Source organism: Microbacterium sp. GCS4 (assembly GCF_001262495.1).
Taxonomy (GTDB): Bacteria; Actinomycetota; Actinomycetes; order Actinomycetales; family Microbacteriaceae; genus Microbacterium.
Genome location: NZ_LGYE01000002.1, coordinates 727,265 through 740,721, shown reverse-complemented (window position 1 = coordinate 740,721; position 13,457 = coordinate 727,265). Strand labels below are relative to the sequence as shown.

The following is a 13,457-nucleotide window of genomic DNA, read 5'->3' as shown; positions in this document are numbered from 1 at the left end:
ATGGGGATGCCCGAGGACAACCCGTTCGCGGAGGCGTTCGGCGCTGCCCTCGCCGCACGCGGCCTGTCGCTCACGGCGCTCCGGCGACGGCTGATCGAGAGCGGCAACCCCGTCGCGGCGGCGACCCTGAGCTACTGGCGTTCCGGGGAAAGGGTCCCCGAGGGGGCGTCGTCCCACGCGGTCGTCGACGAGATCGAACGGATCCTGGGACTCCCGGATCACGCGCTGATCCGGGAGATCCCGGAACGGGTGCGGGTCGCCCCGGTGCGGCCTTCCAGGAGTCCGTTCTCCGACGGCGAGGCGCAGTCCGCGCTCGCGGAGACCTTGCAGCTCCTGGACGCCCCGGCCCTGGACTCGACGCGCGAGCTGACGAGTCTGGTCGTGAACGACGTCGCCGCCGACGGCATCCTCCGCAGACGCACCGCCCAGACGATGATCCAGTCCACTCTGACCGAGACCATCGATCATGTGACGTACACACTGGTGTCCGAGATCGACGTCGTCGACCGCCCGGAGATCACCGTGCGCGGAGCACGGATCGTCCGCGACCATCTGCATGCCTCCGGGCGGGTCTACGCCTACGTCATGAAGCTCGATCAGCCTCTCGCCCCGGGAGCCTCGGCCATGTTGGAGGTCACCATGGAAGAGTATGGCGAACACCGGTCGCGTCAGCCCGAGACGGGCGTCGCCGTGTTCCGTCCCATCCGCGATCTCGTGATCTGGACGCGATTCCATCCGGATGCGATGCCCGATTGGCTCGAGGAGCTCGAGTCGGTGGACGAGACGGGTGAGCTCTTCGTACGACCACTCCGCCCGAAGGCATCGGTGCACCAGGCTCGACGTGACTTCGGACCGGGTGCGCTCGGTATCCGCTGGGGTTACGAGGGCCGATGGGAGCGCGCAGAGCTCCCGTAAGGCGGCGTTCTAGCCGGATGCCGCCGTGCGGCGTCGCGCGAGCAGCGCGAGGTGGAGCGCGGCCAGGGTCTCACCGTCGTCGAGGTCGGCTCCCAACAGGTCCCCGATGAGCGTGAGCCGCTGGTAGAACACCGACCGCGACAGGTGGCTCGCGGTGGCCGCGGCCGACCTGTTGCCCGGGTGGGCGAGCAGGGCGCCGAGCACGTCGAGCAGATCACCGCGCCGCTCCTCGTCGTATCTCACGAGCGGGGCGAGCATCCGCAGGCTGTGCTCGTGCAGGCGATGGTCGTCGCGCAATGTGGCGACGAGCCGCTCCAGCGGCCGGTCGCCGACGCGGCGCACGCGGGCGCCCTCCTCTGCCCGGTCGCTGTCCGCCAGGTCGCGTGCGGCGCGCAGCGACGCCAGGAGCCCGAGCACGTCCTCGGCCGGCGGTCCGAGGAACACGGCCCGATCACCCGCCGCGATGCGCAGCACTGTCGCATCGTCCAGCTCGACCGCGGGACGGGCCGACAGCAAGGCGACGTCGTCCTCTCCCGCCCGAGCCGCGACGACCGCGAAGCCGGCCTGCCGCGCCCGGTAGGCGAGCTCGCCGATCGACGTCGTGCCGCGCGCGACCAGTCCGTGGCATCGGCGCCCGCGCAACTCGAACCCCCCGGCGCGCAGACGGGCGTCGATGTCCGCGGCATCCGCGAACCGGGCACCGAGGAGGTCGTCGATCACCGCCCGCTGCGCAAGGAGCGACCACTCCTGATCGCCGCCGTCCGCGATGCAGCCGAAGGCGAGCGCGGTCGCGCCCTGTTCCAGCACCGTGAGTCGCCCCGCGGCCGTCTCCGGCCCGGGGAGCGCGAGAAGCATCCCCCAGCGCGATCCGCGGGCGCCCACGGGAACCCGATCCGCGAGCGAGCGGCGCGCCAGGGTCTGCGACACCGACTGCCCCAGGTACTCGGCCGCGATCAGCTCGCCGGCGAGGTTCTCGAGCACGACCGGCGACCCGATCGCCCTGGACGTCTCCGCGACGATGACGTCGGCCGGCGCGCCCTGCAGACTCAGCGCGGTGAACAGCTCGTGCAGGTGCTGACGTTCGCGCAGGGCGGCGGTCTGCGCGGCGATCAGCGCGTGATGCACGGCCTCTGTCACGGCGACGAACTTCACCTCGCGAGTGAGTGCGATCAGGGCGAGTCCCTCCTGCGCGCACACCTCGGTCACGGCGTCGGGGATGGACGGGTGCCGCGCGCCCAGCTCGAGGACGATGCCCGCCACGCCGACGCCGCTGAGGCGCGCCGCGAACTCGCGCAGCAGCCGAGGGTCGTCCGGCCAGCCGGCGCCCGTCGTGAGCAGCAGCTCCCCGCCGTCGAGGAGCCGGGCGACGCCCGCACTGTCCGACACGTGAACCCAGCGCACGGCGGCGTCGAGAGCTGCGCCGCCGACTGCGACCTCGGGCGCACCGCGACGGATCGCAGGCGTCTCCAGCACCTCCGCGACGGTGAGGAAACCGGATCCACCCGGACGGTCTGTCCGGAAGTCTGTCGACTCGCGACGTTCTGCCACCCGAACCGCCCTCTTGCGTCTGTGAACATGGGAGGACAACAGCGTATCGGGAGCCGGTCAGAATGTCTGCCAGCGCCTGCGACCGAGAAACCTGAGCAGAAGCCCGAGCATGAGGAGCAGCGTGGAGATCATCCGTCACGTCGTCAACGGAACCGATACCGCGGAAGCGGCCCGCACGGGAGAGGTCTTCGATCCGGCGACCGGTCAGGTGTCGACGCACGTCGCGTTCGCCTCGACCGCCGAGGTCGACCAGGCGGTCGCCGCGGCCGCCGCCGCCCTCCCTGCCTGGCGCGAGACCAGCGTCATCAAGCGCGCCGACGTCTTCTTCCGCCTGCGCCAGATCCTCAAGGAGCGCACCCCCGAGCTCGCTGCGATCGTGACGAGCGAGCACGGCAAGGTGCTCTCGGATGCCGCCGGCGAGGTGTCGCGCGGCATCGAGAACGTCGAGTTCGCGGCGGGCCTCGTGCACCTCCTCAAGGGTGAGCGCAGCGAGCAGGTCGCCCGCGGCGTCGACGTGCACTCGGTCAAGCAGCCGGTCGGCGTGGTCGCCGCTATCACGCCCTTCAACTTCCCGGTCATGGTGCCGCTGTGGATGGTCGCTTCGGCGATCGCCTGCGGCAACACGGTCGTGCTCAAGCCGAGCGAGAAGGACCCGTCCGCCGCGGTGTGGCTGGCCAAGGCCTTCCAGGAGGCGGGTCTCCCCGACGGCGTGCTCAACGTGGTGCACGGCGACAAGGAGGCTGTCGACGCCCTGCTCGACTCGCCGCGCGTGAACGCCGTGAGCTTCGTCGGCTCCACGCCGATCGCTCGCTCGATCTACCAGCGCGCCTCGGCGAACGGCAAGCGCGTGCAGGCGCTCGGCGGCGCGAAGAACCACATGGTCGTCATGCCCGACGCCGACATCGACGCCGCGGCCGATGCCGCCGTGTCCGCGGCGTACGGCTCTGCCGGCGAGCGCTGCATGGCCGTCTCGGTGCTCGTCGCGGTGGGTGACGTCGCCGACGATCTCGTGGCCGCGATCGCCTCGCGCATCGAGGGGCTCACGATCGGGGCGGGCACGGATGAGGCGAGCGAGATGGGTCCGCTTATCACGCGCGAACACCGCGACCGCGTCGCCTCCTACGTCACGGGCGCCGCGGCGGAGGGTGCGACCGTCGTCGTCGACGGCACCGAGAAGCAGTTCGACTCCGAGGGGTTCTTCGTCGGCGTGAGCCTGATCGACCACGTCGCACCCGGCATGAAGGTGTACGACGACGAGATCTTCGGTCCGGTGCTCGGCGTCGTGCGCGTCGAGACCTACGCAGAGGCCGTCGAGCTCGTGAACGCGAACGCCTACGGCAACGGCACCGCGATCTTCACGCGCGACGGCGGCACCGCGCGCCAGTACGAATTCGACATCGAGGTCGGCATGGTCGGCGTGAACGTGCCGATCCCCGTCCCGATCGGCGCCTACTCCTTCGGCGGCTGGAAGGACTCCCTGTTCGGCGACTCGCACATCTACGGCCCCGAATCGATCCACTTCTACACGCGTTCCAAGGTCGTCACCACCCGCTGGCCCGACCACACCCCCTCGCAGATCGACCTCGGGTTCCCGAGCAACCACTGACCGGGGACGGAGAGACACCATGACCGACTTCATCGACCGCCACGGCGCGTCCCACACGCTCCCCGCCCCGGAGGCCGAGGCGCAGGTGCGCGCCGACGACCGCGGGCACGTGTTCCACTCCTGGAGCGCGCAGGGCCTGATCGATCCGCTGCCCGTCGCCGCGGCTGAGGGTTCCACGTTCTGGGACTACGCCGGGAACGCGTACCTCGATTTCTCGAGCCAGCTCGTGAACCTCAATCTCGGCCACCAGCATCCCGATCTCGTCTCGGCGATCCAGCAGCAGGCCGGCCGTCTCGCGACGATCCAGCCCGCCGTGGCGAACGACGTGCGCGGCGAGCTCGCGCGACTCATCGTCGAGGTCGCGCCAGAAGGCTTCCAGAAGGTCTTCTTCACCAACGGCGGCGCCGAGGCCAACGAGTACGCCGTGCGCATGGCACGGCAGACGACTGGCCGGCGCAAGGTGCTGTCGATGTACCGCAGCTACCACGGGTCGACCGCGACCGCGATCTCGCTCACGGGCGATCCTCGGCGCTGGGCGAACGACACGGTCGACTCCGGCACGGTGCGCTTCTTCGGCCCGTACCTCTACCGCTCTCCGTTCCACTCCGAGACCCTCGAGCAGGAGTCGGAGCGCGCGCTCGCGCACCTCGAGCAGACGATCCAGCTCGAGGGCCCGCACACGATCGCGGCGATCATCATCGAGACCGTGGTCGGCACCAACGGCGTGCTCGTGCCGCCGCCCGGCTACCTGCAGGGCGTGCGTGAGCTGTGCGACCGGTTCGGCATCGTCTACATCGCCGACGAGGTCATGGTGGGCTTCGGCCGGCTCGGCGAGTGGTTCGGCGTCGACGCGTTCGACGCACGCCCCGACCTCATCACCTTCGCGAAGGGCGTGAACTCGGGCTACGTTCCGCTCGGCGGCGTCGTGATCTCCGAGCGCATCGCCGCGGCGTTCGACACGACGCCCTTCGCCGGCGGGCTCACGTATTCGGGGCACCCGCTCGCGTGCGCCGCGGGCGTCGCGACCTTCGAGGTCTTCCGGCGAGACGGCATCCTCGAGCGCGTGCGCGACCTCGGCGAGCGCGTCGTCGAGCCGACCCTGCGCTCCTGGGTCGAGAGCCATCCGAGCGTCGGGGAGGTCCGGGGGCGCGGACTGTTCTGGGCGGTCGAGCTCGTCCGCGACCGGGAGACGCGCGAGCCCCTCGTGCCGTTCAACGCCTCCGGCGCGGATGCCGCGCCGATGGGGGCCTTCGCCGCGGCGGCGAAGAAGGGCGGCGTCTGGCCGTTCACGCACTTCAACCGGATGCACGTCGCCCCGCCGCTCGTGATCACCGAGGACGAGCTCGTGCGCGGCCTGTCCGTGCTCGACGACGCGCTCTCCGTCGCCGACGAGCACGCGGCGGGCTAGCGCGAGCTAGACGAGGAAGCCGCGCAGCAGCGACTCGGAGCCGGCGAGGTGGTCGCTCATGGCCGCCTCGGCGGCATCCGGTCTGCCTGCGAGGATCGCCGTCACGATCCGCTCGTGCTGCTCCCCCGAGTGCGCGATGTTGCGCGGCAGCAGCGGGAACGTGTCGAGCCAGACGTTGACCGAGGCGCGGTTCTCGGCGACGAGCGCGACGAGCGAGGGGATGCCGGCAGCTTCCGCGATCGCGAGGTGCAGCAGAGTGTCGAGGCGTCGGTACTCCTCCGGGCCCGCCGGAAGCGCGGCCTCATGCCGCGCCCAGAGGTCGGCCCGCGTCGCCGCGTCGAGCGAGCGGTTCGCCGCGGCACGGACGGCACCGGTCTCGAGCACCCGCCGGAGCCCGAGCACGTCGTCGATCTCGGCGGGAGGCACGGCACCGGCATCCGACGGCTGGGGCAGCGGGTCCGCCACGAAGGTGCCGCCGTACCGACCGCGCTTCGGCACCAGGTATCCGGTGTCGGCGAGCTCGCGGATGGCGTCGCGCACGGTGTCGCGACTCACCCCGAAGGATGCCGCGAGCTCGCGCTCCGGCGGCAGCGACTCCCCCGGAGCCACGACCCCGAGCCTGATGGTCTGCACGATGCGGGAGATCGCGTCCTCCAGGGCGTTGCCGCGACGCAGCGGGCGGTACACCGCCTTGCGCACCTCGACGAGCTTGCGCACCTCGACGAGTTCGCCGTCCGCATTCCGCTCGTTCATGCTCTCAGCCTGTCATCCCCCGATGTGCGCGCCGCACAGGTGCGTGCTCACAGCCCCGTGCTCACAGTGGTGTGACGTAGGCGTTCGTGATGCCGCCGTCGACCACGAACGCGCTGGCGGTGATGAACGAGGAGTCGTCCGAGGCGAGGAACGCGACGGCGGCGGCGAGCTCGGACGGCTCGGCGAACCGCCCCATCGGCACGTGCACCAGGCGGCGCTGCGCGCGCTCCGGGTCCTTCGCGAACAGCTCCTGCAGCAGCGGCGTGTTGACCGGCCCGGGGCACAGCGCATTGACGCGCACGCCCTGACGCGCGAACTGCACGCCGAGCTCGCGCGACATCGCCAGCACGCCGCCCTTGGATGCCGTGTAGCTGATCTGCGAGGTCGCCGAGCCCAGCAGCGCCACGAACGAGGCGGTGTTGATGATGGAGCCGCGTCCCGCAGGCACCATGTGCCGCAGCGCCGCGCGGCTGCACAGGTAGACGCTCTTGAGGTTCACATCCTGCACGCGGTCCCACGCGGGCAGCTCGGTGGTCTCGATCGAGTCGTCGTCAGCGGGCGAGATGCCGGCGTTGTTGAACGCGATGTCGATGCGCCCGAACTCGGCGGCGACGCCGTCGAACAGCGCGTTCACCTTCGTCTCGTCGGCCACGTCGACGGGACGGAACGCGCCGCCCACCTCGGCGGCCGCCTTTTCGCCGGTCGCCGGGTCGACGTCGGCGATCACGACGAACGCGCCCTCGGCGGCGAAGCGCTGCGCCGTCGCGAAGCCGATGCCGCTCGCGCCTCCCGTGATGATCGCGACGCGGTCCTTCAGTCGCTGGGTCAGATCGATGGTCATGGTGTCTCCGTTGCTGGATGGATCAGGGCGGATGCCGGGGTCAGTCGTCGGTCGCGAAGAAGACGTTCTTCGTCTCGGTGAAGTGCTCGGCGGCGTCCGGTCCGAGCTCGCGCCCGAGTCCCGAGGCCTTCATGCCGCCGAAGGGCGTGGCGTAGCGCACCGAGGAGTGCGAGTTCACCGACAGCACGCCGCTCTGCACGCCGCGGGCGACACGCACGGCGCGGCCCAGGTTTTGGGTCCACAGCGAGCCTGCGAGACCGTAGACCGTGTCGTTCGCGAGGCGGATCGCGTCGGCCTCGTCATCGAACGGCAGCACGGCGACGATCGGTCCGAAGACCTCCTGCTGGGCGATGCGGTCACCGGGCTGGGCGAGCACCACGGCCGGGGCGAACCAGAAGCCGTCACCCTCCGGCGCCGTGCCGCGGAATGCGATGTCGGCGCCGTCGAGGAACGACGAGACCGTGTCGCGGTGCGCGGCCGAGATCAGCGGGCCCATGTCGGTCTCGGCGCTCGACGGATCTCCGACCCGCCACGCCCGCACGGCGGGCTCGAGCAGCTCGAGGAACCGGTCGTAAACCGAGCGCTGCACGAGGAGGCGGCTGCGCGCGCAGCAGTCCTGACCCGCGTTGTCGAATACCGAGCCGGGCACGGCCGCCGCCGCCTTCTCGAGGTCGGCGTCGTCGAACACGATGTTGGCGCTCTTGCCGCCGAGCTCCAGCGTGACGGGCTTGAGCGCGCGGGCGCATCCGGCGGCGACCTCGATGCCCACCTCGGTCGACCCGGTGAAGACGACCTTGCGGACGTCCGGATGCTCCACGAGGCGCTGCCCGACGACCGAGCCCGAGCCCGTGACGACCTCGAACAGCCCCTCGGGAAGGCCCGCTTCCCGGGCGATCTCCCCCAGCCGGATCGCGGTAAGCGGCGTCAGCTCGGCCGGCTTGAGCACCACGGCGTTGCCCGCGGCGAGCGCGGGCGCGAACGCCCAGGACGCGATCGTCATGGGGAAGTTCCACGGCACGATCACGCCGACCACGCCGTAGGGGTCGTGGAAGGTCACGTCGAGGCCGCCGGCCACGGGGATCTGACGACCCGAGAGGCGCTCCGGATCGGCCGAGTAGTAGTTGAGCACCTGCGCGACGTGCGCGGCCTCCCAGCGGGCCTGGCCGATCGGATGACCCGAGTTCAGCACCTCCAGCTGGGCGAGCTCCTCGGCCACACCCTCCACCGCGCGAGCGAACGAGCGGAGCGCGTCCGCCCGCGCGACCGGGGGCAGCGCCGCCCAGCGGCGCTGCGCGGCGACGGCACGCGCGATCGCGGCATCCGTCTCCCCCACGTCTGCGCGGGCGATCTCGCGCACGGCGGTGCCGGTCGACGGGTCGATCACGGTGAACGCGCTCATCGGATGCCCTCTCCCTCGGTCCCGGTGGTGGTGGCGGTCGACGGATCGACGGTGAACGCGCTCATCGGATGCTCTCTCCTCTCGTCGCTGCCCGCGCTGCGTCGGTGCTGACCATGACGGCGTTCATGCCGCGCTCTCCCTTCTTCCCGCGGCGAACACGCGGGCCTGTGCGACGAGATCGGCGAAGAGACGCCGGTCCTCGGCGTTCTCCTCCGGGTGCCATTGGACGCCGACGACGTGTCCGGCGGAGGTGTCGACGAAGGCCTGCACGAGGCCGTCGTCGGAGTGAGCGGCCGCGACCAGACCGTCGCCCAGGCGACCGATGCCCTGGTGGTGGTAGCTGTGCACGCTCACCTCGCTCTCGCGGATGATGTCAGCGAACGGCGTCTCGTCCGAGATCCCGACGGCGTTCTCGGCGAACACGCCGCCCCCGAGGCGGTACTTCTCCGTGCCGAGCGACTCGGGCAGGTGCTGCTGCAGCGTTCCGCCGCGCGCGACGTTCACGAGCTGCAGGCCGCGGCAGATCGCCAGCACCGGCATCCGGCGGCGCTCGGCGGCCCGGAACAGGGCCAGTTCCCAGGCATCGCGGTCCGTGCGGGCGGGGTCGGTGAGCGGATGCCGCGACTCGCCGTACAGCTCGGGGGCGACGTCGGCGCCGCCCGAGAGCACGAGGCCGTCCATACCCGCGATCGCCGCGTCGGCGGCATCCGGGTTCTGTGGCGGGAGCAGGAGCGCGATGCCGCCGGAGTCGGTCACACCGGTGAGATATTGCTCGGGGAGGAACGCCGCGCGCACGTCCCACACACCCTGCTGCGCCCGCTCGAGGTATGTCGTGACGCCGATGATCGGCGCGGGCTCAGAGGCGTTCGAAACCACGGATGCGCTCCCAATCGGTGACGGCGGCGTCGTAGGCCTCGAGCTCGATGCGCGCCTGGTTGAGGTAGTGGTCCACGACGTCGTCGCCGAACGCCTCACGGGCGATCGTCGACTCGCTGAACAGCTGAGCGGCCTCGCGGAGGGTCGTCGGGAGGTGGTCGACCGCGTCCTCGTAGGCGTTGCCGGTGAACCGCTCGGGCAGCGGCAGCTCGTTCTCGATGCCGTGGAGGCCTCCGGCGATGATCGCGGAGATGCCGAGGTACGGGTTCACGTCGCCGCCGGGCACGCGGTTCTCGACGCGCAGGGCGGAGCCCTGGCCGACCACGCGCAGCGCGCACGTGCGGTTGTCGATGCCCCACGCGACCCCGGTGGGCGCGAAGCTGCCCTTCGCGAACCGTTTGTACGAGTTGATGTTCGGTGCGAACAGCAGCGTGAACTCGCGGAGGGTGGCGAGGATCCCGGCGATCCAGTGCTCCATGAGCGGGCTGAAGCCGTGCTCACCCTCCCCCGCCATGACCGGCGTGCCGTCCTGGTCGCGCAGCGACAGGTGGATGTGGCAGCTGTTGCCCTCGCGCTCATTGAACTTGGCCATGAAGGTGAGCGCCTGGCCGTGCTGCTCGGCGATCTCCTTGGCCCCGTTCTTGTAGATCGCGTGCTGGTCGGCGGTCTCGCGGACCTCGGCGTAGCGGAACGCGATCTCCTGCTGCCCGAGGTTGCACTCGCCCTTGACGCCCTCGCAGTACATGCCGGCGCCGTCCATGCCGTTGCGGATGGCGCGCAGCAGCGGCTCCATGCGGGTGGAAGCCTGCAGGTTGTAGTCGACGTTGTAGTCGGTCGCCGGAGTGAGCCCCTCGTACTTGCGCGCCCACGCGTCGCGGTACGTGTTCTCGAACACGATGAACTCGAGCTCGGTGCCCGAGAAGGCGGTCCAGCCGCGCTCGGCGAGCCGGTCGCGCTGCCGGTCAAGGATCGCGCGCGGCGAGGGGCCGACGGGCTCTCCGTTCTGCCAGACGAGGTCGGCCATCACGAGAGCCGTGCCCTCGAGCCACGGGACACGTCGCATCGTCTCGGCGTCGGGGCGCAGCACCATGTCGCCGTAGCCGCGGTCCCAGCCCGACATCGCATAGCCGTCGACCGTGTTCATGTCGACATCGACCGACAGCAGGTAGTCGCAGGCCTCGGCGCCGTGGTGCAGGATGTCCTCCTGGAACAGCCGTGCCGAGACGCGCTTGCCGACCAGTCTGCCCTGTGCATCCGCGAAGGCGACGATCACCGTGTCGATCTCGCCGGCGGCGATGCCGGCGTCCAGCTGGTCGATGCTCAGATTGCCCGACATCCCACGCTCCGTTCTGCTGCGGTGAAGCGATCGGCCGACCAGCTTCGCCCTCACCCTAGAACACCTCGAGGTTTAAAGGTAGACGAAACCACCATTGACTGTCACAATCATCCGCAAGGTGCACCCGGTGCCTGCGCGCATTCGAACGGAGAGCGGATGTCTGGTCAGAGCAATGAATCCCGCAAGGTCGCCGGAGCGACCTATACACGTGCCGGTAGCGACTACTTCGAGAAACGGACGCTGAAGAGGTCGGCCGGCGTCTGGGGGCTCTGGGGTCTCGCCGTCGCCGCCGTCATCTCGGGCGACTTCTCGGGGTGGAACTTCGGGATCGACTTCGCGGGCTTCGGAGGAATGCTGATCGCGTTCGTGGTCCTCGTGATCATGTACTACGGCATGATCTTCTCGATCGGAGAGATGGCCGCCGCGATGCCGCACACCGGCGGGGCGTACTCATTCGCCCGCTCGGCCATGGGCCCCTGGGGCGGCCTCGTCACGGGAGCCGCCGAGACCATCGAGTACGTCGCCACCACCGCCGTGATCGTCTACTTCTCGGCCTCGTACGCGAACGGGATCACGAGCGAGCTGCTCGGCCTCGTGCTGCCCGGATGGGTGTGGTACCTGATCCTCTACGTCGTCTTCATCGCCCTCAACTCCGCGGGCGCGGCGATCTCGTTCCGCTTCGCGATCGTCGTCTCGGTCATCTCGATCGGCATCATCCTCGTGTTCTCGGCGATGGCCCTGTTCTCCGGCGCCTTCAGCTGGGATGCGCTGTGGGACATCGTCCCCGACGAGGGCCAGTCGACGTTCCTCCCGCACGGCGTGCTGCCCATCCTCTTCGCCCTGCCGTTCGCGATGTGGTTCTTCCTCGGGATCGAGGAGCTCCCGCTCGCCGCGGAGGAGTCGCACAACCCGACCAGGGACATCCCGAAGGCCGGATTCTGGGCGCGCGGCACGCTGATCGTCACGGGACTGCTCGTGCTGTTCCTCAACACCGGAGTGATCGGCGCCGAGGCCACGGGAACCGCGGGAGAACCTCTTCTCGACGGCTTCCGAGCGATCGTCGGCGACCAGCTCGCCGCCGTCCTCGCGCTCTTCGCGCTCATCGGCCTCCTCGCCTCGCTGCAGGGCATCATGTTCGCCTATGGCCGCAACATGTACTCGCTGTCCCGCGCCGGCTACTACCCGCGGTTCCTCTCACTGACCGGCAAGCGCCAGACCCCGTGGGTCGCCCTCGTCGTCGGCGCGGCGATCGGCTTCATCGCGCTCATCGTCCTCGACGTGCTGGCGGCGCTCGACGCCGAGGGCGCGGGAACCGTCGCCGGAGCGATCGTCCTCAACATCGCCGTCTGGGGAGCGGTGCTCGCGTACGCCCTGCAGCTGATCTCGTTCATGATCCTGCGCCGCAAGTACCCGAACGTCGACCGTCCGTACCGCAGCCCGTGGGGCGTGCCCGGCGCGGCGATCGCACTGGTGATCGCGGCGCTGATCTTCCTCGGGTTCCTGCTCAATCCGACTTTCGGACCCGCGATCATCGCGATCGCGATCGTCTACGTCGTGATCCTGCTCGGGTTCGGGCTGTTCTTCCGGCACCGTCTCGTGCTCTCTCCCGAGGAGGAGTACGCGCTGTCGGGGGGATCGCACGGCGACCCGCAGGCCGAGGGCTACGACGCCATGGAGGGCGAGGTGTTCGGCGGCGGCCGCTAGGTCCGCACCGACAGCCGCGAGCGCGGCGAGGCCGTCACTTGCTGCTGAAGTCGAACGCCTTCAGCAGCTCGTCGACGGCCTTGTCGCGCTCCTCGCCGCCCTCCTCGAACATGTGCGTCACGTGGGTGCGCAGATGGTTCTCGAGCAGCAGTCGGTTGAGGGACTCCAGGGAACGCTGGATCGCGCGGGACTGCGTGATGATGTCCATGCAGTACTCCTCGCTCTCGATCATCCGCGCGACGCCGCGCATCTGACCCTCGAGGATGCTGGTGCGGTGCAGCGCGCGCTTCTTGATGTCTTCGATCACGCTTCGAGAGTACGCGCCCCGACGGCACCCGCGCTCAGTCGCCGAAGGGGTTCAGCACCGACAGGCCGGGGATGTCGAAGTCCTTGGTGTTGCGGGTGACCAGCGTCAGGCCGTGGTGCAGCGCGGTCGCGGCGATCAGGGCGTCGGAGAGCTGGCGACGGTCCGGAACCTGGAGCGCGGCCGCGAGAAGGGCGACGTCTGCGTCGACCTCGATCGCGGCACGCGGCATCTCTCGCCTCACCGAGTCCAGCCAGCGCTCCAGTGAGGTCGCGGCCACCGGGTCCCGCCGTCGGGACAGCAGCACCCAGCGCTCGAGCTCGAGGTCGGTGATGACGCTGATGCGCAGCGCCGACCTCGGCGTCGAGCCGAACCACGTCGCGACTCCCGGGTGCGGGCGGGGACGCCGCAGTTCGGAGACGATATTGGTGTCGAGCAGGAACATCGTTCAGAACTCGATCGGCGGACGACCGAAGTCGTTCTTCCGCTCGGCGGTGATCTCGTCCATGATCTGGCCGAAGAGATCGTCGGGATCTGCATCGTCGGGGAGGGGCTCGATGAGGTCCAGGATCGAGCGGGACCCTTCCGTGGACACCGCCGGCGCGAGACGGTCGTACTCGGCGATCGAGAGCAGCACGTACGCCGGCTCGCCGCGCTTCGTGATCATGACGGGCTGCTCGTCGGCGACGCGCTGGGCACGCGCGACGGACTGGTTGAACTCTCTCGCGGTCATGGTGAACACGATGCACCTCGATTCGGAATGTAGT

At 70.0% G+C, this 13,457-nt stretch carries 13 protein-coding genes; 4 read left to right on the top strand and 9 right to left on the bottom strand.

From position 1 onward, the window contains the following. Positions 1-915: a hypothetical protein gene (locus AKH00_RS10830; RefSeq protein WP_050722697.1), complete on the top strand. Its 915-nt coding sequence runs from the start codon at positions 1-3 to the stop codon at positions 913-915. 9 nt (positions 916-924) lie between these two features. Here the strand turns inward: AKH00_RS10830 and AKH00_RS10825 are convergent, their stop codons facing one another. Further along, a complete protein-coding gene (locus AKH00_RS10825; protein WP_050722946.1) occupies positions 925-2,388 on the bottom strand; it encodes a PucR family transcriptional regulator in 1,464 nt (487 codons plus the stop codon). 196 nt (positions 2,389-2,584) lie between these two features. Here AKH00_RS10825 and AKH00_RS10820 point away from each other — a divergent pair, with 196 nt between their 5' ends. Next, complete coding sequence (locus tag AKH00_RS10820) at positions 2,585-4,069, top strand: CoA-acylating methylmalonate-semialdehyde dehydrogenase (protein ID WP_050722696.1); 1,485 nt, start codon at positions 2,585-2,587, stop codon at positions 4,067-4,069. Positions 4,070-4,088: 19 nt separating this feature from the next. Continuing rightward, complete coding sequence (locus AKH00_RS10815; RefSeq protein WP_050722695.1) at positions 4,089-5,477, top strand: aspartate aminotransferase family protein; 1,389 nt, start codon at positions 4,089-4,091, stop codon at positions 5,475-5,477. A 6-nt stretch (positions 5,478-5,483) separates the two neighbouring features. On the opposite strand, the gene AKH00_RS10810 is transcribed toward AKH00_RS10815, so the two are convergent. From AKH00_RS10810 to AKH00_RS10790, 5 genes are all read right to left on the bottom strand, one after another. Beyond that, on the bottom strand, positions 5,484-6,230 hold the full coding sequence (locus AKH00_RS10810) for a FadR/GntR family transcriptional regulator (protein WP_050722694.1): 747 nt from the start codon (positions 6,228-6,230) through the stop codon (positions 5,484-5,486). A gap of 61 nt (positions 6,231-6,291) precedes the next feature. Beyond that, positions 6,292-7,071 carry a 3-oxoacyl-ACP reductase gene (locus AKH00_RS10805; RefSeq protein WP_050722693.1) on the bottom strand — a complete coding sequence of 260 codons (780 nt, stop codon included), beginning with the start codon at positions 7,069-7,071 and terminating at the stop codon, positions 6,292-6,294. Positions 7,072-7,111: 40 nt separating this feature from the next. Further along, positions 7,112-8,470 (bottom strand): aldehyde dehydrogenase family protein, encoded by a 1,359-nt coding sequence (locus AKH00_RS10800; protein WP_050722692.1) that lies wholly within the window; start codon positions 8,468-8,470, stop codon positions 7,112-7,114. 123 nt (positions 8,471-8,593) lie between these two features. After that, positions 8,594-9,346 (bottom strand): gamma-glutamyl-gamma-aminobutyrate hydrolase family protein, encoded by a 753-nt coding sequence (locus tag AKH00_RS10795; RefSeq protein WP_050722691.1) that lies wholly within the window; start codon positions 9,344-9,346, stop codon positions 8,594-8,596. Continuing rightward, positions 9,327-10,682 (bottom strand): glutamine synthetase family protein, encoded by a 1,356-nt coding sequence (locus AKH00_RS10790; protein WP_050722690.1) that lies wholly within the window; start codon positions 10,680-10,682, stop codon positions 9,327-9,329. The genes AKH00_RS10795 and AKH00_RS10790 overlap by 20 nt, the downstream gene beginning before the upstream one ends. Positions 10,683-10,838: 156 nt before the next feature. Between AKH00_RS10790 and AKH00_RS10785 the strand changes: the two genes are divergently transcribed. Next, positions 10,839-12,386, top strand: a complete 1,548-nt coding sequence (locus AKH00_RS10785; protein ID WP_050722689.1) for an amino acid permease — start codon at positions 10,839-10,841, stop codon at positions 12,384-12,386. Positions 12,387-12,420: 34 nt separating this feature from the next. Here AKH00_RS10785 and AKH00_RS10780 read toward each other — a convergent pair whose 3' ends face one another. Genes AKH00_RS10780 through AKH00_RS10770 form a run of 3 tightly spaced genes read right to left on the bottom strand, consistent with a single transcriptional unit; the run spans position 12,421 to position 13,423 of the window. After that, a complete protein-coding gene (locus AKH00_RS10780) occupies positions 12,421-12,693 on the bottom strand; it encodes a metal-sensitive transcriptional regulator (RefSeq protein ID WP_050722688.1) in 273 nt (90 codons plus the stop codon). Between the two features lie 34 nt (positions 12,694-12,727). Continuing rightward, positions 12,728-13,135 carry a type II toxin-antitoxin system VapC family toxin gene (locus AKH00_RS10775; protein ID WP_050722687.1) on the bottom strand — a complete coding sequence of 136 codons (408 nt, stop codon included), beginning with the start codon at positions 13,133-13,135 and terminating at the stop codon, positions 12,728-12,730. Between the two features lie 3 nt (positions 13,136-13,138). Then, positions 13,139-13,423, bottom strand: coding sequence for a type II toxin-antitoxin system prevent-host-death family antitoxin (locus AKH00_RS10770; protein ID WP_082297581.1), 285 nt, complete (start codon positions 13,421-13,423; stop codon positions 13,139-13,141). Positions 13,424-13,457: the final 34 nt, after the last annotated feature.